Raw genomic sequence first — 19151 nt, forward strand, 5'->3', positions numbered from 1 at the left:
CTTTAGATCCGCGCCCACAGCTGAGGCGCCCAGCGCCGGATCAAAACCCTCACCAGGGCCCCCAAAGCCAGGGCTGCCGCCAAGAGCTCCAGGGGAATGAGCCACAAGGTGCCGGTCTGTACGTTGCCATAGAGTAAAAAGCCCAGGGCGAACCCGAAGGCCAGGCCCAGGATCATGCCCACCAAGGCGTTGAGGTTGGATTTCACCGCCTTCAAGGGGTTCACCCAATCCAGCATGGGCTTGCGCAGGTCAAAGAGGACCAAAAAGCCCGCCAGCGCACTGGCCAGGAGCACGCCCAGCACAGCCCCGAGCACAACTTCCCCCACTCCCCAGCCCATGAGATAGGCCACGGGGATGATACCCACCAGGCAGCCGATGGTGTTCACCCCCTGGGAGCCCAGCACCTTGGCCCCGATGATCTGTTCTATATCCAGCGGCAGGCTGCGGATGATCCACAGGTACCTCCCCTCCCGGGAAAAGGTGGTGGCGGGGATCATGGACATGCCCGTCATGAACAGGAAATAAAGGGCCAGGCCCCCGGCCACCACTAGCGGGTGCAGCTGGTCTAGGGCCAGAAGCTCAAAGGGGTTGTTCTGCAGTTTCTGGCCGAACAGGGGCAAAAGGGCCATGGCGGGCAGGAGCACATAGCCGATGAGGCCGTTTAAAGCAAAGCCCGGGTCCCGCACAAAGAGCTTCCACTCCAGGCTGGCCACGGTCATAAGCGGCGCCCGGGCCCGCTCTTCTGCCAGCTCCACCTGGCGGGCCCTTCCGGTTCCCCGGCTTCCTTCCAGCCCGGCTAAGAGTCCCTGGAGGAAGACCTTCTCACCCAGAAGGTAGAGGAGGAAAAGGGCCAAGGCGCTCAGGGCGGCCACGTAGAGGAGATTAAGCCAGCCCTGCCAGGTGTGGGCATAGGCCATGGCCTGGGCCGCCCAGACGCTGGGCGGGAAAACCCGTCCCGCCGCTTTGATGATCCCATCGGCCCGGCCCAGGAGCTGCTCCATGACCAGTTCGGGATCGTCCCCGCCTAGGCTGCTTTGCAGCCAGAACTGAAAGCCTACCAGCACAATCACGAGCAGGAAGCCCCCCACCAGGGCCAGTCTGTCTTTGTGGCGGCTGATGTTCACCAGCCGCATGAGCAAAACCGCCAGGATGCTGGCTAAAACCAAGGGCACCACAGGTAGGGCCAGAAAGACCACCACGGCGCTGACTATATAGCCCAGGCCCACCCCGGCCAGCAGCCCGTAGCGGAGCCACAGCGGCAGCAGGATCAGGAGATTGATGGCATACTGCCCTGTGAGCACCACCGCGAACTTCGCGGTGAGAATCTCCCAGGATTTCAGGGGTAGGGGCAGCAAAACCTCCAGGTCGGTGCTGAAGTAAAAAGCGGAGAGCACCGAGAAAAACCCGAAGAAAAGCCCCGCCAAAGAGACCAAAAGGGCGCCGTTGAGCAGCGCCAGATGGGGCTGGCCGAAGGCGAGCCCCCCGATGAACAGCTGCTCCGTGAGGTTCCAGATGAACACGATACCCATGACCACAGCGGGGGTGAGCCCAGCCACGATCACCAAGGGCTCCCAAGTGCGCTGCCGCTTTTTGATGTAGTAGAACTTGGCGGCAGAGAAGCCGTAGTGGTTGTTGAGCAGTGTGCGGTAAAGGGTCCACAGCCTATTCTTCATCTATACCACCCGCATCCGTAAGCTCCAGGAACAGCTTCTCCAGGTTGGAACCGGCCTGGCCCGAAGCCTGGCGCAGTTCATCCATGGTCCCACAGGCGATGAGCTGCCCCTTGTTGATAATCCCCACCCGGTGGCAGAGGTTTTCCGCCACCTCCAGGATGTGGGTGGAGAAAAACACGGTGTTCCCCTGGTTCACATGCTCCTGCATCACCCGCTTAAAGAGGTGCGCGGATCTGGGGTCCAGACCCACCATGGGTTCATCCAAAATGAAGAGGGGCGGCTGGTGCAAAAGGGCGCCGGTTAGGGCCAGTTTCTGCTGCATGCCCCGGGAATAGCTCTGGATCAGATCCCCCACGGCCGAGGTGAGTTCGAACATCTGCAGATAGTAATCCAGGCGCCTTTTGCGGGTGGCGCCATCCACACCGTACACATCCCCGATCAGATTGAGGTACTCCAGGCCCGTCAGCCGCGGGTACAAATTGGGATTATCAGGCACAAAACCGATGGAACGCTTAGCCCCCAGGGGATCGGCTGCCAGATCGCGGCCGTTGACCACGATCTTGCCCCGGTCCGCGGCCAAAAGGCCCACCACCATCTTGATGGTGGTCGTTTTGCCGGCCCCGTTGGGCCCTAGAAAGCCGAAGATCTCCCCGGGACGCACCTCCAGATGGAGGTTATCCACCGCGTTGACACTGGCACCTTTGTAGCGCTTGGTAACGCCCTCGAGCTTAAGCATGGCTCCACCCCTTTTTAGCAGAACATCTCTGCTCCTTTATTCTCCTTTAGCCACCCGTTCCCTGCCTAAAATCCAGTTATCCCCCAGGAGGTTAAAGCCGATCACAGCTAGGGCAATGAAGAGGCCCGGAGCTAAAACCAGCCAGGGGGCCAGGGAACCGTAGGGCTGGGCCTCCCGCAGCATGCGCCCCCAGGAAGGATCCGGCGGCTGGATACCCACTCCCAAGTAGCTCAGGGAGGCCTCGGCCAAAATGGCCCCCGCCAGGCTCACGGAAAGCTGCACCAAGAGGGCCCCCCGGAGGTTGGGGAGAATGTGGCGCAGCATGATGCGCAGATCCCCTGCCCCCAGCGCCCGGGCCGCTTCCACATAGGGGCGCTGTTTGATGCTGAGCACCTGGTTTCTGGTGACCCTGAGGAAACTGGGGATGTTTCCCAGGGCGATGCCCCAGACCACAACGGGCACACCGGGCGACCAGATGGCGGCAAAGAGCAGGGCCAGAAGGATGCTGGGCAGGGCCTGCAGGCTGGTGCTCAGGCGCATGAGCAGTTCATCCCACCAGCCGCCAAAAAAACCGGCGGCCAGCCCCAGGGCCACTCCCGCAGCCGCCCCCAGGCAGACCGCGGCCACCCCCACCGCCAGGGAAATGCGCGCGCCCCAGAGGATGCGGCTGAGCACATCCCGTCCGAAGTGATCCGTCCCCAGGGGATGCTCCCCACTGGGGGGCTGAAAACGCTTGGCAATGCTGATTTGATTGGGATCATGGGGGGTATAAACCCAACCTAGGATAGTGAACGCAAGCATAAAGCCCACTAAGATCCTACCCCAGCTGCGGGAATTCATGGTCGTTTTCACCTTCATTCATAGCGGATGCGGGGATCCAAAAGCCCCAGACAGAGATCGAAGGCCAGATCAAAGAGGAGGATAAGCAGAACCACCAGGGTCACCACCGCCTGCACCAGGGGCAGATCCCGCTGGAACACGCCGTTTAGGAGGAGCTGGCCCACACCGGGCAGGCCGAAGACCTGTTCCACCACGATGGTGCCCGCCAAGAGCTGGGCGAACTGCACTCCCGCGGCGGTGAGGGGGCCCAAGGCCGCGTTGCGCAGGGCGTGTTTGAACAAAACGCTCCCTTGGGGCAGCCCCTTGGCCCGGGCGGTGCGCACATAATCCTCAGCCAGAGCCTCCAGCATGCCGGCGCGCAAAAAGCGGCTGAGCACCGCCATCCTGGGCAGGGCCAAAGTCAGGGTGGGCAGAAGAAAACTGACCCAGCCCTCGGCTCCCCCCGGGGGCAGCAGCCGCAGCTGCACCGCGAAGAGCTGGATGAGCAGAATGCCCACCCAAAACTGGGGCAAACCCAGCCCCAGCTGGGTGCCGAGGGAAAGCAGGCGGCTGCCGAAACTGCGGGGCCGCAGGGCCATGTACAGGCCCACCGGCAGAGCCGCGCCCGCCGCGGCCCCCACCGCCAGGAGGGCCAGGCCCAAGGAAAGGGGAAAGGCCCGGCTCACCAACTCCCGTACAGGCAGGGAATAGCGCCAGGAGTTCCCCCACTGGCCCCCGATGAAGCGTAGCAGCCACTGGCCATAGCGCGGCAGCACCGGCTTATCCAGGCTGAGCTCCCGGCGCAGGGCGGCATAGGCCTCGGGGCTGCCCTCGGTGCCCAGCATGAGCAGGGCCGGATCACCAGGCAGCACCTGCAGGATGAAAAAGGTGGCAAAGTTCACCAAGAGCGCGGTGAGGAGAAATCCCCCGGCTCTGCGCCACAGATAACGCTTCATACTCCCTGCCTTCCCCCTACTGATACAAACTGGCCAGGTCCACCACGTACACCGGGTAGCTGCGCCAGCCTTGCACTTCTTCCCGCATGGCCGCAAGCTGCTGCGGATCCATGATGAAAATGCCAGGCAGCTCCCGGGCTAAAATCTCCTGGGCCTCCAGGTAAATGGCCCGCCGCTCTTCCCCCTCGGCCCGCAGCCCCAGCTCGATCAGCTCATCGTAGCGGGCGTTGGAGAAGTTGAAGAAGTTGCGGCTGCTGTCTGTGGTGTAGCGGACCAAGATGGCATGGGGATCGAGACGCCCCGCCAAACCGATGATGGAAACATCGTAGTCCCTCTGGGTGTAAACCCGCTCCAGCCAGGTCCCCCACTCCACAATCTCCAGATCCACCTCCAGGCCCAGGGCTTGCCACTGCTGGGCCGCGATTTCCCCGGCCTGCACGTGGAAGGGGTAGTTGGCGGGTAGGGTCAAGGTAAAGCGCAGGTTTTCCTGCCCCGCCTCCCGGAGCAGCTCCTTGGCCCGCTGCGGATCGTAGGGGTTGATCTCCCCCAGACCGTCGTGGTAAAAGCCTGCCATGGCCGGGCTTAGGGCGCTGTCCAGAAGAAAGCCGTTCCCCCAGGCTGCCCCCAGCAAGATCTCTTCCCGGTTCAGACCCAGGGCCAAAGCCCTGCGGACCCGCAGGTCATCAAAGGGGGGCCGGGCGTTGTTGATGGCAAACAGCTGGACCAGGTTCATGGGCGAGGCCAGGACCTTGATCCCGGGGCTGTTTTCCACCTGGTGCAAAACGGACACCTCCAGGCGGGGGATGAGCTGGATCCGCCCCGCTTTGAGGTTGAGCACCATACTGTTTTCATCGGGCATGATCAAAAAGTTGACCTGGGCAAAATAGGGGCGCTGCCCCGACCAGTGGTGCTCAAAGCGGCGCAGCTCCAGACGCTGGTTGGGGCCCCAGTCCGCGAGGTAATAGGGGCCGGTGCCGATGGGCTTCCGGCTGAGATCCCCCGCCCCCTTGGGGTAGATGGAGGCATACACCTCCGTGAGCAGGTAGAGAAAGGCCCCGTGGGGCTCGTGGAGTTCAATTTGCACCGCGTTCTCCAGGGCAGTGATCTCTTTGATCACCGCAAGCTCCCCGGCGCGCACCGCCAGCTCCGGATCCCGGGCCCGGTTCAAACTGTGGACCACATCCTCCACCGTGACGGGACTGCCGTCATGGAAGTAGGCCTCCCGCAGGTAAAAGGTGTACAAGGTGCCTCCCTGGTCCACAGTCCAGTGGCTGGCCAGGGCCGGGGCAACTCCCCCCTCCGGCGTGGCCTTGACCAGACCTTCATAGATGTTGAAGGCCACCTCGCTGGTGGCTGCGGCCACCGTGCGGGTGGGATCGAAGCTATCCGGATCCTGGGGAATGGCCACATTTAAGACTTGGGCGCTGGCAAACCCGCCCCAAGTCAAGAGCAGCAAAGCTATGATCAGCTGCAAGCCCATGCGTTTCCACATCTTGTCTCGCCCCCTGTTTCCTTAGTCCCGTGCCTGTAGTCCATATTTCAAAACATCCAAGACCTGCTGCAAAAACTCGTCATTACAGCCCTGGTGAAAATGATCGATCAGTTCTTTGCCCACCGCGTGGTACACAAAAAAGACCGCTTCCGGATCCAGCTGGGGATTGACCTTCCCTGCGGCCATGGCCTCGGCCAAGACCCGGGCAAAATCCCTGGACCGGCTCAGGCGGCCCTTCTCCAGCTCGGCCCGGAGGGCTTCGGAGCGGGAATCCCAGAACTTGTTGGCCACCTGGTGCAGCAGGGGATGGTCCAGGGCAAACTGGTAGGACAAGCGGTAATACTCGCTCAAAACCGCGAAGATGTCCCCCTCCAAGCTGAAGGCCCTGCCCACATAGGCCTTTTTCTGTTCGTAGGCCAGATCCACGATGTACAGGTAGAGATCCAGCTTGTCTTCGAAATACTGGTACATGCTGCCCTTGGCGATGCCGCAGCTTTCCACGATCTTGGTCAGGGAAGCCTGCTCAAAGGGGTGCTCGGCAAACTCCCGCACCGCGGCGGCGATGATTCCCTGGCGCTTTTCCGGCTCCAGGTTGAAAAACGTCTGCTTGGGCACCTTCCTCCCCCCTTATGTGACCACCCAGTCATACCGACATCAAAAGTATACCACGAAGGTGGCCCCTTGGCTAGACCTCCGTGGCATTTTTCCCCAAATCCTTCAGCGGAAGAGCAGCAGGCCCAAAACCGCCGCAATCATGAGCACCTTGATGGGATTCCACTTCTTCACTCCCACCCCGTAGAAGCAGCCGGCGGCGATGAGCCCCGTCCAAAGCTTCCCAGGGAACCCCTGTACATACCGGAAGGTGGCCAAGGCAATGAGCACTGCAGCCGCGGCCACCAGGCCAGCCGCCACAGGGCGGATGCCCGCGAACATGAACTGCACCAGGCGGGCTTCCTTGTACCTGTTCCACATGCGGCTCACCACGCTCACGCAGAGCAGCGAGGGCAGCACCACGGCAAAGGAAGCGAGCAGAGCCCCGGGAATGCCCCCGGTGCGGAACCCCACAAAGGTTGCGGAGTTAATGGCGATGGGTCCAGGGGTAACCTCGGCGATGCCCACCACATCCACGAACTCCTGGGGCGTCATCCAGCCCAACCGGACGATTTCCTGCTGGATGAGGGCCAGCATGGCGTACCCGCCGCCGATGGTGAAAAGTCCGATCTTAAAGAACGAAGCAAAGAGCTGCCAGAAGATCACTTGGCCACTCCCCCTTCCCGGCGGCTGAAGTAGATGATCCCGCTGATACCCCCTAAAATGATAATCCAAACGATGGGCAGCAGATCAAAGACGCTCAAAACCAGGGCGACCAATGAGGCGGCCAATGCGTAGGGGCTGGTGACCACCTGCCGGCCCACCCGCCAGGCTGCCGCGGCCACCAGGCCGATCACCGCGGCCTTGACCCCGGAGAAAGCCCGCATCACATAGGGATTGGATTGAAACTGTGTAAAGAAATGTGCTATGATGAGGATAATTACAACGGAGGGGGTCATCACGCCCAGGAGCGCCGCCAGAGCCCCCGCCAGCCCCCGCAGGCGGAGGCCGATGAAGATGGCGCTGTTCACGGCGATGGCTCCGGGCACGGATTGGGAGAGGGCCACAATATCCAAGATCTCCTCCTGCTCCACCCAGCCCTGGACCTCCACCACTTCCCGTTCGATGAGGGGCAGCATGGCCAGGCCCCCGCCGAAGGTGAAGGCGCCGATGCGGAAAAAGACGCTGAAAAGGTTCCAAAGACTAGCACGTTTTTGCTGCATTCAAGCCACTCCTTTTAGAACATACGGGTATTCTTATTCCCCTTCCGGCGGAGATATCCTTTTTCCATCCGCGTGACTCTTGGCGAGGAGTGAAACCCATGGCACAGTTTGAAGCAGACCTAATCTCCACCATGCGCAGTTTGAGCAGGGCCGGGGACATCAACAAGCAGGTTTTCCTGGACCACGCTGAACGGGTGGCCCATATCGCCTACCACCTCGGTAGGAAGCTGGACTGGACGGAAGCGGAGCTCAATGAGCTGGTGCTCAGCGCCCTCCTCCACGATGTGGGCATCCTCACCTCCGACGAGCAGCTGGCGCTGGCGGATTTGGAGCCGGTGCGGGAGCGGGTTTCCGCCCACTGCCTGCGGGGCTACCGCCTGGTTAGGTCCATCAGCCTGTTCAGCGGCCTGGCCCGCAACGTCCTGGAACATCACGATCATTACTCCCCTAACCTGCGCCCCATCCCCGCCGTCCTGCATGTCGCGGACCGGGTGGATATCATCCTCAAGAAGGACACCTACTACCTCTGGCAGGTGGAGGACATCCTCGCCTATTTCACCCACAGACAGGGGGACGTCTTCTCCCCGGAGGTGGTGGAAGCCTTAAGGCGCGTGGCCCAAACGCCCAGCTTCTGGCTTGATCTTCAGCACCGCAACTACCAGTACGCCGCTGGGCGGTCCAGCTTCCGGCGGAAGTTGACCATCGATGAGCTGGAGGAACTGGGCGAGCTGGTGGCCACCATCGTGGACGCCAAATCACCCTGGACCGGAGATCACTCCAAGGGCGTGGCCGATGTGGCGGAGTTTTTGGCCCGGAAACTGGACATGCCCGAGACCAAGGTGCGCACCATCAAGGTGGCCGGCCTCCTCCACGACCTGGGCAAGCTGGCGGTCCCCGACGAGATCCTCATGCATCCCGGGGGGCTCAGCCGGGAGCAGCGGGCCGTGATGCAGCAGCACACCTATCACACCTACCATCTGATCAGGGAGTTCGGACCCGGTGCCGAAGAGCTCGCGGGCTGGGCCGCCTTCCACCACGAGCGGCTGGATGGCACCGGCTACCCCTTCGGCCTGCGGGCCGAGCAGCTGGGCCTGGAGGCCCGTTTGATGGCTGTGGCGGATATCACCCAGTCTCTCCTGGAACACCGGCCCTATCGGCCGGCCATGTCCAAGGACAAGGTCACCGCCCTCCTGCGCAACAATGTCCAGGCGGGGCACATCGACCCGGAACTCACGGAGCTGGCCATCGCCCACCTGGATGAGATCATGGCCATCGTGGACAAGCACCGCTGAGCTTCCCCGGTCTCCAAAAGCAAACACCGCTGGCCCCAAGGCGGCAGACAGCGGTGTTTTTGCTACCCCGAAAAGGGAGGGCTGCTTAGCTTTCCGCCAGGCCCTGCACAATCAGCTGGTGGCAGGCGGCTTTGAGCTTGAAAAGCCGCTCCTCCGCCTCCCCGCGGCTGCGGCCCTGCACCTCCAGGTAGAGTTTCATCTTGGGCTCGGTGCCTGAGGGGCGCAGGGATACCTTGCTGCCCTTTTCGGTTATCCACTGCAGCACATCTTCCCGGGGAAGGTCAAGGGGAGCTTCCCTGCCCGTCGCCAGCTCCCAGCGCACGCCCCGGCCGTAGTCCCTAATTTCCAGCACCGCCTCCCCGGCCAGTGTCGTTAGGGGCTTTTCCCGCAGCCGCTGGACAAAAAGGCGCGCCCGCTCCGCCTCTAGGCTGGTGGCGAAGGAATACGAAGCGACATCCTGGAGGTAACAGCCGTATGCGGTGAAGAGCTCCTCTAGACGCTGGGCGAGGCTCAAACCCCTTTGGGCGTAGAAGGCCGCGGCCTGGGCGGCCAGGAGGCTGGCCACCACCGCATCCTTATCCCGGGCGTAGGTGCCCGCCAGATAGCCGTAGCTTTCCTCAAAACCGAAGATGAACTGCTTACCCGCGGGCGGCAGGCGATCCATGAGCGCGCCGATGTACTTAAACCCGGTCAAGGTGTTGAGCACCTCCACCCCCCAGCGGCGGGCCAGCGGCAGGATCATCTCCGTGGTGACGATGGTCTTGACCACAACGCCCCCCTGCAGCTTGGGGGGCTCCAGGCGGGAGAGGAGATAGTCCGCGAGGAGCACGCCCATCTGGTTGCCGTTCAGCAGCACCCAGCTCTCCCCCTGGCGCACCGCCACCCCCATGCGATCCGCATCGGGGTCGGTGGCAATGATCAGATCACAGCCTTTCCCCGCGGCCTGCTGAAAGGCCAGGGCAAAGGCTTCCCCATCCTCTGGATTGGGCGAAGTCACGGTGGGAAAATCCCCATCGGGCTTAAGCTGCTCCGGTACAACAGCGACCCGCCGAAAGCCCGCCCGCCGCAGCACTTCCGGCACATAACGTCCCCCGGTGCCGTGGAGGGGAGTGTACAAAACGCCCAGCTCACCGCTGTGCTCCAGGGGAGGGACGCTGGAGAGTACCGCGTGGTAATAGGCTTCCACCACCTCATCCCCCACCAGGCTCAAGAGGGGATGTTCCAGGGGATCCGGGGCAAACTGCACCTCCTCCAGGCGCAGCCTAGCCAGGCGGGAGCTGATCTTTGCGGCCTCGGCGCTTAAGATCTGCCCCCCGGCCTCGTTATACACCTTGTACCCGTTGTACTCGGGCGGATTGTGGCTGGCGGTGATCACCAGGCCCGCCGCGGCCTCAAGGTGGCGCACGGCAAAGGAAAGGAGCGGCGTGGGGGCCACCTCCGGGAACAAGTACACCGGCAGGCCGTTGGCCACCAAGACCCCCGCGGCCGCCTGGGCAAACTCACGGGACCTGCGCCTGGAGTCGTAGGCGATCACCACGCCCTTGTCCCTCCCCTCCGCCTTGAGGACAGCGGCCAGGGCTTGGGTGGCCAGGCGGATGGTGTAGATATTCACCCTGTTGGTGCCGGCACCCATGGTACCCCTCAAACCCCCGGTGCCAAACTCCAGCCATTTATAAAACCGATCCTCTATTTCCCGGGGATTTTCTGCCAAGCCCCGCAGTTCGGTTTTGGTGTCCTCGTCAATCAGAGGATTATTCAGCCAGGCTTGGTAGCTTGCCATCGCATCCATGCGCAGCGCCTCCTCAATTCAGCGTAGACATACAAGCGAATAATTCTCGACTTTTCACTGCCCTCCTGCCTGGGTGGGGGAACTCTTCCCCCTCCCCAGCTTCCTCGCGCGCCACTCCACCCAAATCCAGATCAGAACGGGCAAAACCGCCTGGAAAAAGGTGGCGCTGGTGGGGTAGGTTTTGATCACAGACAGCTCCACATCCAAGAGGGTACTGATGAACCACTGGGAACCGGGGATCACCCCCAAGGCCAGGGGAGTAACCAGGAAGCGGTAGTCAGCGAAGCCGAAGGAGTAGGCCAGAGAGCGGCTGGCCGCCAGCAGGCAGGCGGCCATCTTTACGAAACTGCCTATGGCGAAGGTCACACCGATAATGGCCTCCAGCCGGGTCAGGAAGGTGGAGATGTTGATCCGGGCCACCGCCGCCCAGACGGGGAAGTAAAACTGGGCATAGCGCTCTGCCCCCACGACAGCCAAACTGGTGCTGGCCATCACCAGCAGGATCAGGGACGCGGCCACAAAGCCGGGGAGGAAGACTCTGTAGGGGGACTTCTTGCTGCGAAAGCAGTCAAAGACCCAAAAGAGCACCACAACCTCCAGGAAGGGGAACTCCAAGAGCTGGAAAGCACCCAGCCAAACGGGTTTCACCCCGTTATACATCACCGGCTGGAACTCCCCGAGCTCCACTTGGCTCAGGAGCATGAGAAAAGTGACGAAGAGGACGTTGAAAACCACCTTGCTCATTATCGCCGCAAAGCGGGCCAAAACCTCCACCCCTTCCTTGGCGGCCCAGAGCATGAGCAGGGCAAACAGTGTAGCGGTGACCACCTGCGGCGTGGTGGGCAGCGCAACGGCCTGGATGAAGTTGGTCACATCACTCACCACATAGCAGGCCAGCCGCCAAGCATAACCGGCATAGGCAAAGGCCAAGGCCCGCGACGGCCACTTGCCCAAAAGCTGTTCCAAGCCGCAGGCCAGGGAGGCGCCCCCCATCAGGCTGCGCACCCGGGCCATAAGCAAGATCATGGGGATGGCCAGGACGGTGGCCAAGAGAAAAGCCAGCCAGATGTCGGGACCAGCCACGCCCCCCAGGGCGAAGACCAGGGTGTTGCCCACCACAAACAGCATCACCAGCACCAGGCCCTGATGGTCAGGCACCAGCTCCTTCACTTGCCCCCGCCTCCCTCCCACAGCCGTTTGATCAGCCTGGTCACAAACCCCACAGGTTCAGGCACTTTCAGGTCGCTATCCCTAAGCAGCAGGGCAGCCAGCACTGCCCCGGCGGCGATGAGCACCAGGTAGAGCAAAACCTTCTGCCAGGGACGCTCCGCCCACAGCCAGATCTCCAGGGCCGCCACCGCGGCGTAGGCTAAGATCACGACGACCACCACGCCTATTCCCTCACCAGCAGCGGCTCAGAGGAGGTCCCGGTGAAGACTATCTTGCACTGAACGTCCAGCTCCACTTGGAGATCCCGCAGCTGGGCGTCCCAGTCCTCCCCCAAGCGGCGCCACACCTCTGGCTTTTTGCGCCTAAACAGCTGACCGAAACCTAGGATATCCGCGTTGTACTCCCTCTGGATTTTCCAAAGGAACCCCCGCACTTCCCGGGTAACAAAGGTGGCCAGCTGCGCCTCCACGCTTCTGACCAGTTTTTCGTCGCGGAAGCTGAGGGGAGCTGCCCCGATCTCCTCCACCCCCAACTCCAGGGTCAGGGAAATGGCCACGGCAATACTGCCATCCTTTCTCACCAGGGGCTTCAGCTCCACACGGTTCCCCACCAGCTCATAGGTGATGGGGAAATAGCCGTGATCGGTCACCTTGGTGTCCACCACGTAATAGCTCCGCTGGTCAAGACCCTTCAGCAGGCAGAGTATGTCGCTTTCCTGCCCGTCCAGCCAGCCCACCATGCGGTCCCGTTTGAACACCGCGGTCCCCTCCACGATGGGCACCAGCTCACCCCGTTGGTGGACCAGCTTCACCGTGGGCAGTATGGCCGCCACCCCTTCCGCGGCAAAGGCCTGATTGAGCTGCCACACCTGCAGGGGAAGGAAACCGGAGATAGCGTCCTGCATGAGCACGATGGAGTTGAGATGTTCGCTCACGGAATTGGCCACCGGCGGTTTGCTTTTGAACACCTCTTCCGCTGTGCACTCCTTGGTGATGAACACCCACACCGTGCTGCGCAGGTGGCGGCTGCGGACAATGTGCTCCATGGCAGGGATGATACCTTCCTGGGCCACTTGTTCAGAAATCAAAAAGACGTAAGCATGCGACCAGAAGGTCCTCAGGCCCGCCGGGTTAGACAAGGCCCGGGCTGCGGTGGCTGCGCTCTGGCTCTTGGTGGAGAGCACTTTGGGTTCCACCATGGTCTGCTGCCCACCTCCGCTGGTCTTGGCCATCTCCAAAACCACCACAACCTCCGGTTTTACCTGATCCACGCCCAGGCCGAAGACAAACTCCAAGGACTCGATTTCCATGTAATCCCAGCACCCCGTAAGGAGCAGGGACACAAGGAGCAGGCTGAGCATGGGGAAAAGGCGCCGCCTCATGAGCCCCGGCCTCCCCGCCCCTGCAGGCGCTGGCGGTCTTTGGAGGCCAGATACCTGGGGCGCAGGGTCATCTGCCACCAGGGCACCCGCAGCAGGGTATCTTTGATGTCTTGGGGAACCAGCGTGGTCATGGTGGAAAGGTAAGGTACCCCGAAGGATTCCATGGAGGAGAGGAGCAGCACCACTGCGATCACTCCCAAAACATAGCCATAGAGGCCCAAGACCGAGGCCAGCACAACAAAGAGCAGCCGGAAGAGCACGGCAATGTCATTCAGCCAGGGGTTAACAAAGCCGGCCACGCCCGTGAGGCCCACCACGATGATCATGGGGGCGCTGACCAAGCTGGCACTTACGGCGGCTTCGCCTAAGACAATGGCCCCCACGATGCTCACCGCCTGCCCGATGGGCCGGGGCAGGCGCACACCCCCTTCCCGGAGGATCTCGAAAACCAAACCCATGATGATCACTTCCACAATGCCCGGGAAGGGCACATTTTTCCGGGCCGCGGAGATGCTCACCACCAAGTTGGTGGGAATGAGCTGGGGATGATAGCTGATCAGGGCGATGTAGATCGCGGGGGTGCTGGTGGTGATGAAGAAGCTGATGTAGCGGATCAGCCGGTGAAAGCTGGCCACCATCCAGTGGTTGTAGTAGTCTTCGTTGGCCTGAAAGGCCTCCACCAAAAGGTAGGGCATGGTTAGCGCGAAGGGCGAGCCGTCCACCAGCACCGCCACCCGCCCCTCCAGGATCTTGGCCGCGGCCGCATCGGGCCGCTCCGTGTGGCCGATTGTGGGAAAGGGGGAATAGGGCGCATCCCTGATGTATTCCTGGATGTAGCCGGAATCCAACACGGCGTCGATTGTAATCTCCTCAATGCGCCGCTGCACTTCATCCACCAAATCCAGGGAGGTGACATTGTCCAGGTACAAAATGGCCACCCTGGTTTTGGTCTGCTCACCCACCTGCACGAATCTGGTTTTGAAGTTGGGACTGGCGATCTGCAGGCGCACTAAACTGATGTTCACCCCCAGGTCTTCGCTGAAGCCCAGGCGGGGTCCCCGCACCACACTTTCTGAAGGGGGCTCCGTTACCGTCCGTTTGGCCCAGCCCTGGGCATCCACCACCAGACCCAGGGGACAGCCATCCACGAGGAGCACGCCCACCCCGCCCATGATCTTGTCGCCAATCTGGCTGTAGCCGGTGATGCACTCGGAACTGTCCGCCTCAATCACCTGTTCCGCGAGGTACCTGGCCAGTTCCTCACCCCGCAGCCCCTTGGGAAGCTCCGCTTTGAGCAGGGGTCGGAGCACAAACTGGCTCAAGTACTCGTGTTTCACCATGTTATCCGCGTAGACCAGCACGCAGTCCCGGGGCTTGGGCCCGCTGGTCTTGATGCGCCGGTAGACAATGGTCTCGTCACTGGCGAAGAGATCTGTCTGCAGCCAGTGCAGGTTGGTCTCCAGGGACGAACTGAGGCGGTCCAGGCCCCTGGGATCTGGTCCCTTTTTTTTCGTGCGCTGCCAGAAGAACATGCCTGCTCCCTCCCGCTCTCCCTAGTATATCCACTGCACCCCAGGTTGTATGAGCACAGCTCCAGGCGAGCTAGGAGGGAGCTAGCAAACCCACCATTTTCCCGCGCCGCGGCGCAGGATTTCCCTGCCCCGTGCGGAACATTATTAAAAAGCACAAGGGGGATTGCTCATGAACACCATGTTCGAAAGCGGTCAGTTCTTTGTCCGGATCCAAAACAAAAGCGGAAGGCTGAAAATCACCATCTGGAACAACAGGGGTGATAAGATCTTCAGCGATATTTTAGGCCCCGAACCCGCGATCCAGTTTTGGCAAGCCGTAGAATCCCTCACCAGCAGCGCCGTGGCGGAGGAAATCAGGGAAAAGGCCCTGGCGGCCCGCACATAGCAGCACAAAAAAAGGCGTCCTTCAGCTCATGCCAAGGACGCCTCTTCATTTCCTGCTTGGTTTAGGCAGAACCGGGGATCATCTCCAGCCGCTTGAGGGCACCGTAAATCGCGGTCAAAATCGAGGCCACGGAAGCCGCCTCCAGCTCTTCCGTGCGGGCGAAGGCATCGCCCTTAAAGGACGTGGTGTAGCGGGGCGGCAGCTCATTGAGGACCTCCGCCATTAAGCGGCTGAGCTCCTCTCTCCCCAGGGCCAGTTTCTCCCTGGTCAAAACCTCCCCCAGGGCACCCAGGACCATGGCCTCCGTGCAGTTCTGCATGGGGGCCCGCTCATGCCCGTGGCGGGGGTTGTGCCGCACCACAAAGACGGCATGCTCGGCGGCGGCCATCACCTCCGCCCGCGCCTTTGCCCCCAAGTCCTCCAGGGTCCAAGGCTCTTTGCTGATGCCCGGCAGCAGGGGTACATACTGGGGTTTGAGCTGGTTGAGCAGCAGGCACTGCATATCTTCCCGGCACATCTGGCAGGTGCACCCTTCTGTCCTTGCGGCCAAAACCTGCTCCACGGCCTCTTGGGCTGCAGCCTCCATGCGGTTGTAAAGAGCATAATCGCTTGTACTGATCTTCATGGACATTCCTCCTAGCCCCGGCGCTTACAGGCAACCATCAGGCAGGTTTCCCCACCGGCGTAGGGTTCCAGGGCGAAGCTGCCGTAGACCCCTGCCACTTCAAAGCCAGCCTGAACCACTAGGTCCGCCATATGCTCAGGCTGAACCACCGCTTCCCTGCTGGCAAACACCGTAACCTGCGCCGGTTTCGGTTCTTTGGGTAGGATATAGTTGATCTGGTTGAGAAGTCTCAGGTCCCTCGCCAGCCCCTTGATCTGCACCACGCTCACCAGGAGCTCTTCCGTGAAGGGGTGGATGCCCTGCAGGGCCAGGGAAGGAACTCCCTCACCCACTTCCACAGCGCCCGCCAGAAAGTCAAAGGCCAGCCAGCCACCTTCCCGAAGGTGCTGGCTGCACCTTTGGAACACCGCGAGGCGGTCAGCATCGCTGTGCATGTAGATCAGGGAACAGTAGGGGATGAGGATGGTGTCAAAGGGCTGCCCGAAGGAAAACCCGCGCATATCCCCCAAAACCAGTTCCACCTGGCCAGCCCTTTCCCCCAGCCTCCGCCTGGCCCGCTCCAGCATGGCCGGGGCAAGGTCTAAACCGGCTACCTCCAGCCCTGCATCCAGCAGCTGCGGCAGGAGCCGCCCCGAACCGCAGGCCAGATCCAAGACCCGGCCGCCCCGCTCCTTGGCGAACTCTACATAGAATTCATCGCCGCCCACCTGCAGGTTGAGCAGATCGTAAAGCTCTGCCTGGGCGTAGGGGTCGGCGATCTGGGCCCTCCCCTTTGCCAGGAGCTCTCTGGCTAAACCGAAATAATCGTCCATAGGTCCTTCCAACCGCCTCAGCGTTTTGTGTCGATAAAAGCCCCTTCCGGGCTAGGCCGGGAAAAATAGGCGCGCTGGGACTGCCGGCCATCTTGAATCTTCCGGGTCTGTTCCCGCAGCTGAGCCAGGCTCTTTTGGAACACTTCCTCCAGGCGGGCATTTTGCTCTTGAATCTGCAGCAGTTCCGCCCGGAGCGCCTCTTTGTGGGCCTCCGCGGCCTTGGCGATCCCCTGGGCCAGCTCCCGGTCGAGCTGGTCGATGCTCGCCATGAGTCCCTCCCGCTCCGCCAAAAGCTGGAGCACCCGCTCATGGGCGTGGTCATCCTGGACCAGCTCTTCCGGGGTAAAGGCCAGGGCCTGATCGGTGAGCTCCTTGAGCTGCCGCAGCAGAGCTAGTTTCCGTTCGTAAAGTTCCTTTGCCACTTAGATCATCCCTGCATGGCCAGGAGCTGCTGGTAGAGCCAGTCACTTTGGGCATAGAGCTGGCCTAGAGCTTTTTCCATGGCCGTAAACTTTCTCCACTGTGCTTCCTCGAAGCGCCGCAGGCGCTCTTCCATGGCCTCCAGGCGGGATTCATATTCCCGGATGCGGTTGCCTAAATAGCTCTGGTCGTAGGGAATGGTGGCTTTGCCTGCGGTGTCGGTGATGCGCTGCATCCCCCGATCCAAAACTTCCGTGAGCCTGCGGGCTATACCCGCGGTCTTCCCTTCGCCACCCTGCTGAGTGAAGAGCTCCCGCACAGCATCGGGATCTTCCGTGAGGGCGCTCCTGAGCTTGTTTTCATCGAGATAGAGGCGCCCGTATTCATACCAGGCCCCGGTGGTGATGCCCATCTGCCTAAGGCTCACTGCGCCACCTGACCGCTCCACCGCGGCACCAAGGGCCATGCGCATCTCGCTCAAGATCGAGCTGAGCAGGGAATCGGAACGCAAGAGGCCGCTTTTGGCCTTCTCTTCCCAGAGCTCGATCTCCTTGTCCGACATGGCATCCTTTTGCTCCTGGGTCAGGGGCGGAAAGTCGCGGTACACTTCCTCCCGCAGCAGCCGGTTCAGCTCACCCACCAGTTCGTTGTAGAGGTTCACAAACTCTTTGACCTTCTCCACCACCGAGTCCACATCCGGCTTGACCTCAACAGTGACCGCGGCACCTGCTTCCGCGTTGAGCAGGTTTACCGTAATGCCGTTGAACTGGAAGGTGTTGCTTCCGTAGGTCGCCTCGATGCCGTTGATCACTACTTCGGCATCGGAGCCGCGGACAGCCTGGCCCTCCACGGTCCAGACACCGACCATGGGGGGCTCTCCGTCTTCACCGGGTACTTGGGCCAGCGCCCCCAGCTCCCCGCCGAAGAGCTCGGTAAAGGCCTGATCCACATAGATCGCAGCGTCCTGACCGGTGGCGGTGGTGGTGAAAGAGATCTGGCCGTCGTGGGCAAAGGCGTTGATGCCCACTTGGGCCTTGTTGATCTTGGCCGCGATCTGCTCCAGGCCATCGCCATCCTCAATCGTGATGGTGGCCAGCTTCTCCGGGGAAGTCCCGATAACAAAGGAAAAGCCCCCAGGCAGATCTTCCGGCAGCTCGCTGACCTGCCGCGCTGCGGAAGCCAGCTTCTTTACCACGATCTCCCAGGTCCCCTCGGTCGCTGCGCCGGAAGCAGTGGCGGTGAGCAGATCCGGGCGCGAAGAAGCGGCGCTTTTCTTGAGGAACGTCCCCTCCAGCGTCAGATCGAAGACCAAGTTCCGAAAGCGCAGCAGTTTGCTGTTGACCTCCCGGTAGGCATCGCGCTTCCACTCGGTCTTTACTTTTTGCTGGTAGACCCGATCCAGGGGAATGCGCTGCGCCCTCACCAAATCGCTGACAATCTGTTCTATATCCAATCCTGAATTCAATCCAGAGATCCTCATCTTGCCACCTCATCCCTAAGGTACTCCACCTTAACTATCGGCATCCCAACCAAACACCTTTAACCAAGCACCCCGAAACTTCCCAAGCAAAAAAAGCCACCTCACCCACACATTTTCTTCGCCCCCGCTCTGCTTCCTGCATCAGGCCCTCTACCTCCTGTTTCCCGCCTCCGATCTGGGCCGCTTCGCATCTTCCTTCCAGCTTCCTGCCTCTTGAAACTCGAAATAGTTTGACAGCCGCTTGCGCCTGTGGTATGCTGAAGTCGGTTAGGCGATTAAATGAAGCGAACACGTAAGGCCTCGAGTTCCAACCTGAAGTTGAGCAAGGGCTGCAAGATGTTTGCGTAGTTTAAGCCTTGCCCAGCATTAAATTTTCAGGAGGCCTCTGCATGACTGGTAGAGTAAAATGGTTTAGCGCGGAAAAGGGCTATGGTTTCATCGAATGTGAAGACGGCGAAGACGTATTCGTACACTTCACAGCCATCCAAGGCAGCGGGTTCAGAACCCTCAACGAAGGCGAAGAAGTAAGCTTCGAAATCGTCCAGGGCGACCGCGGTCCGCAAGCAGCTAACGTAGTTCGCCTGTAGTTCGTAACCTAGGTAAAAAGGGGCTGTTGCAGAATGAACGTTGATTCGTTCATCCTGCACGGCCCTTTTTTGTCTAATAACGAGAATACGGGCTCGCGAAGGAGCCCGTACCCTGGTATAATTTAGTTATGCAAACAAAACTATACACCAAAGATTATACCGTGCTTTGCTCTGGTTATCAACTACGT

The 19151-nt window shown here is 61.1% G+C and carries 20 protein-coding genes; 3 read left to right on the top strand and 17 right to left on the bottom strand.

Annotated features, from left to right (window positions below; genetic code table 11):
- Nucleotides 1-2: 2 nt before the first annotated feature.
- From ACE4YL_RS13535 to ACE4YL_RS13570, 8 genes are all read right to left on the bottom strand, one after another.
- Complete coding sequence (locus tag ACE4YL_RS13535) at nucleotides 3-1673, bottom strand: putative ABC transporter permease subunit (RefSeq protein ID WP_461357697.1); 1671 nt, start codon at nucleotides 1671-1673, stop codon at nucleotides 3-5.
- A complete protein-coding gene (locus tag ACE4YL_RS13540; protein WP_461365566.1) occupies nucleotides 1663-2409 on the bottom strand; it encodes an ABC transporter ATP-binding protein in 747 nt (248 codons plus the stop codon). Before ACE4YL_RS13540 ends, ACE4YL_RS13535 begins: the two co-directional genes overlap by 11 nt.
- Nucleotides 2410-2445: 36 nt before the next feature.
- Nucleotides 2446-3249, bottom strand: coding sequence for an ABC transporter permease (locus ACE4YL_RS13545; protein WP_461358993.1), 804 nt, complete (start codon nucleotides 3247-3249; stop codon nucleotides 2446-2448).
- Between the two features lie 14 nt (nucleotides 3250-3263).
- Nucleotides 3264-4184, bottom strand: coding sequence for an ABC transporter permease (locus ACE4YL_RS13550; RefSeq protein ID WP_461358994.1), 921 nt, complete (start codon nucleotides 4182-4184; stop codon nucleotides 3264-3266).
- 16 nt (nucleotides 4185-4200) lie between these two features.
- Nucleotides 4201-5676 carry an ABC transporter substrate-binding protein gene (locus ACE4YL_RS13555; RefSeq protein WP_461358995.1) on the bottom strand — a complete coding sequence of 492 codons (1476 nt, stop codon included), beginning with the start codon at nucleotides 5674-5676 and terminating at the stop codon, nucleotides 4201-4203.
- A gap of 21 nt (nucleotides 5677-5697) precedes the next feature.
- Nucleotides 5698-6291 carry a TetR/AcrR family transcriptional regulator gene (locus ACE4YL_RS13560; RefSeq protein ID WP_461358996.1) on the bottom strand — a complete coding sequence of 198 codons (594 nt, stop codon included), beginning with the start codon at nucleotides 6289-6291 and terminating at the stop codon, nucleotides 5698-5700.
- A 102-nt stretch (nucleotides 6292-6393) separates the two neighbouring features.
- Nucleotides 6394-6933 (bottom strand): chromate transporter, encoded by a 540-nt coding sequence (locus ACE4YL_RS13565; RefSeq protein ID WP_461358997.1) that lies wholly within the window; start codon nucleotides 6931-6933, stop codon nucleotides 6394-6396.
- Nucleotides 6930-7490, bottom strand: coding sequence for a chromate transporter (locus ACE4YL_RS13570; protein WP_461358998.1), 561 nt, complete (start codon nucleotides 7488-7490; stop codon nucleotides 6930-6932). Before ACE4YL_RS13570 ends, ACE4YL_RS13565 begins: the two co-directional genes overlap by 4 nt.
- Nucleotides 7491-7588: 98 nt before the next feature.
- Between ACE4YL_RS13570 and ACE4YL_RS13575 the strand changes: the two genes are divergently transcribed.
- Nucleotides 7589-8782, top strand: coding sequence for an HD domain-containing phosphohydrolase (locus ACE4YL_RS13575; protein WP_461369721.1), 1194 nt, complete (start codon nucleotides 7589-7591; stop codon nucleotides 8780-8782).
- Between the two features lie 85 nt (nucleotides 8783-8867).
- Here ACE4YL_RS13575 and ACE4YL_RS13580 read toward each other — a convergent pair whose 3' ends face one another.
- From ACE4YL_RS13580 to ACE4YL_RS13600, 5 genes are read right to left on the bottom strand one after another with little or no spacing between them, the layout of a single operon-like run.
- Complete coding sequence (locus ACE4YL_RS13580; protein WP_461360223.1) at nucleotides 8868-10571, bottom strand: phospho-sugar mutase; 1704 nt, start codon at nucleotides 10569-10571, stop codon at nucleotides 8868-8870.
- A gap of 54 nt (nucleotides 10572-10625) precedes the next feature.
- Nucleotides 10626-11741, bottom strand: a complete 1116-nt coding sequence (locus ACE4YL_RS13585; RefSeq protein WP_461358310.1) for a GerAB/ArcD/ProY family transporter — start codon at nucleotides 11739-11741, stop codon at nucleotides 10626-10628.
- Entirely contained in the window at nucleotides 11738-11962 is a 225-nt protein-coding gene (locus tag ACE4YL_RS13590; RefSeq protein WP_461358311.1) for a hypothetical protein, read from the bottom strand. The genes ACE4YL_RS13585 and ACE4YL_RS13590 overlap by 4 nt, the downstream gene beginning before the upstream one ends.
- Nucleotides 11963-11964: 2 nt before the next feature.
- Nucleotides 11965-13122, bottom strand: coding sequence for a Ger(x)C family spore germination protein (locus ACE4YL_RS13595; RefSeq protein ID WP_461358312.1), 1158 nt, complete (start codon nucleotides 13120-13122; stop codon nucleotides 11965-11967).
- Nucleotides 13119-14654, bottom strand: a complete 1536-nt coding sequence (locus tag ACE4YL_RS13600; RefSeq protein WP_461360224.1) for a spore germination protein — start codon at nucleotides 14652-14654, stop codon at nucleotides 13119-13121. The genes ACE4YL_RS13595 and ACE4YL_RS13600 overlap by 4 nt, the downstream gene beginning before the upstream one ends.
- 169 nt (nucleotides 14655-14823) lie before the next feature.
- On the opposite strand from ACE4YL_RS13600, the gene ACE4YL_RS13605 reads away from it, so the two are divergent.
- Nucleotides 14824-15039, top strand: a complete 216-nt coding sequence (locus tag ACE4YL_RS13605; RefSeq protein WP_461360225.1) for a hypothetical protein — start codon at nucleotides 14824-14826, stop codon at nucleotides 15037-15039.
- Between the two features lie 61 nt (nucleotides 15040-15100).
- On the opposite strand, the gene ACE4YL_RS13610 is transcribed toward ACE4YL_RS13605, so the two are convergent.
- The 4 genes from ACE4YL_RS13610 to fliD are packed head-to-tail and all read right to left on the bottom strand — an operon-like array spanning nucleotide 15101 to nucleotide 18376.
- Complete coding sequence (locus ACE4YL_RS13610; protein ID WP_461360226.1) at nucleotides 15101-15664, bottom strand: late competence development ComFB family protein; 564 nt, start codon at nucleotides 15662-15664, stop codon at nucleotides 15101-15103.
- A gap of 11 nt (nucleotides 15665-15675) precedes the next feature.
- Nucleotides 15676-16476 carry a class I SAM-dependent methyltransferase gene (locus ACE4YL_RS13615; protein ID WP_461360227.1) on the bottom strand — a complete coding sequence of 267 codons (801 nt, stop codon included), beginning with the start codon at nucleotides 16474-16476 and terminating at the stop codon, nucleotides 15676-15678.
- 17 nt (nucleotides 16477-16493) lie between these two features.
- Nucleotides 16494-16898, bottom strand: coding sequence for a hypothetical protein (locus tag ACE4YL_RS13620; RefSeq protein WP_461360228.1), 405 nt, complete (start codon nucleotides 16896-16898; stop codon nucleotides 16494-16496).
- Between the two features lie 5 nt (nucleotides 16899-16903).
- Nucleotides 16904-18376, bottom strand: coding sequence for a flagellar filament capping protein FliD (gene fliD, locus ACE4YL_RS13625; protein WP_461360229.1), 1473 nt, complete (start codon nucleotides 18374-18376; stop codon nucleotides 16904-16906).
- A gap of 389 nt (nucleotides 18377-18765) precedes the next feature.
- On the opposite strand from fliD, the gene ACE4YL_RS13630 reads away from it, so the two are divergent.
- Entirely contained in the window at nucleotides 18766-18963 is a 198-nt protein-coding gene (locus ACE4YL_RS13630) for a cold shock domain-containing protein (protein WP_461360230.1), read from the top strand.
- The last annotated feature ends 188 nt before the right edge of the window (nucleotides 18964-19151 follow it).

The organism is Candidatus Darwinibacter acetoxidans, assembly GCF_041936445.1.
Taxonomy (GTDB): Bacteria; Bacillota; Limnochordia; order Darwinibacteriales; family Darwinibacteriaceae; genus DTU010.

Excerpts from the sequence above, each read along its gene's own strand:
- fliD (WP_461360229.1), bottom strand. The coding sequence starts at position 18,376 with ATGAGGATCTCTGGATTGAATTCAGGATTGGATATAGAACAGATTGTC.
- ACE4YL_RS13545 (WP_461358993.1), bottom strand. The coding sequence starts at position 3,249 with ATGAATTCCCGCAGCTGGGGTAGGATCTTAGTGGGCTTTATGCTTGCG.
- ACE4YL_RS13575 (WP_461369721.1), top strand. The coding sequence starts at position 7,589 with ATGGCACAGTTTGAAGCAGACCTAATCTCCACCATGCGCAGTTTGAGC.
- ACE4YL_RS13540 (WP_461365566.1), bottom strand. The coding sequence starts at position 2,409 with ATGCTTAAGCTCGAGGGCGTTACCAAGCGCTACAAAGGTGCCAGTGTC.
- ACE4YL_RS13595 (WP_461358312.1), bottom strand. The coding sequence starts at position 13,122 with ATGAGGCGGCGCCTTTTCCCCATGCTCAGCCTGCTCCTTGTGTCCCTG.
- ACE4YL_RS13580 (WP_461360223.1), bottom strand. The coding sequence starts at position 10,571 with ATGGATGCGATGGCAAGCTACCAAGCCTGGCTGAATAATCCTCTGATT.
- ACE4YL_RS13555 (WP_461358995.1), bottom strand. The coding sequence starts at position 5,676 with ATGTGGAAACGCATGGGCTTGCAGCTGATCATAGCTTTGCTGCTCTTG.
- ACE4YL_RS13610 (WP_461360226.1), bottom strand. The coding sequence starts at position 15,664 with ATGAAGATCAGTACAAGCGATTATGCTCTTTACAACCGCATGGAGGCT.
- ACE4YL_RS13605 (WP_461360225.1), top strand. The coding sequence starts at position 14,824 with ATGAACACCATGTTCGAAAGCGGTCAGTTCTTTGTCCGGATCCAAAAC.
- ACE4YL_RS13535 (WP_461357697.1), bottom strand. The coding sequence starts at position 1,673 with ATGAAGAATAGGCTGTGGACCCTTTACCGCACACTGCTCAACAACCAC.
- ACE4YL_RS13615 (WP_461360227.1), bottom strand. The coding sequence starts at position 16,476 with ATGGACGATTATTTCGGTTTAGCCAGAGAGCTCCTGGCAAAGGGGAGG.
- ACE4YL_RS13570 (WP_461358998.1), bottom strand. The coding sequence starts at position 7,490 with ATGCAGCAAAAACGTGCTAGTCTTTGGAACCTTTTCAGCGTCTTTTTC.
- ACE4YL_RS13600 (WP_461360224.1), bottom strand. The coding sequence starts at position 14,654 with ATGTTCTTCTGGCAGCGCACGAAAAAAAAGGGACCAGATCCCAGGGGC.
- ACE4YL_RS13550 (WP_461358994.1), bottom strand. The coding sequence starts at position 4,184 with ATGAAGCGTTATCTGTGGCGCAGAGCCGGGGGATTTCTCCTCACCGCG.
- ACE4YL_RS13630 (WP_461360230.1), top strand. The coding sequence starts at position 18,766 with ATGACTGGTAGAGTAAAATGGTTTAGCGCGGAAAAGGGCTATGGTTTC.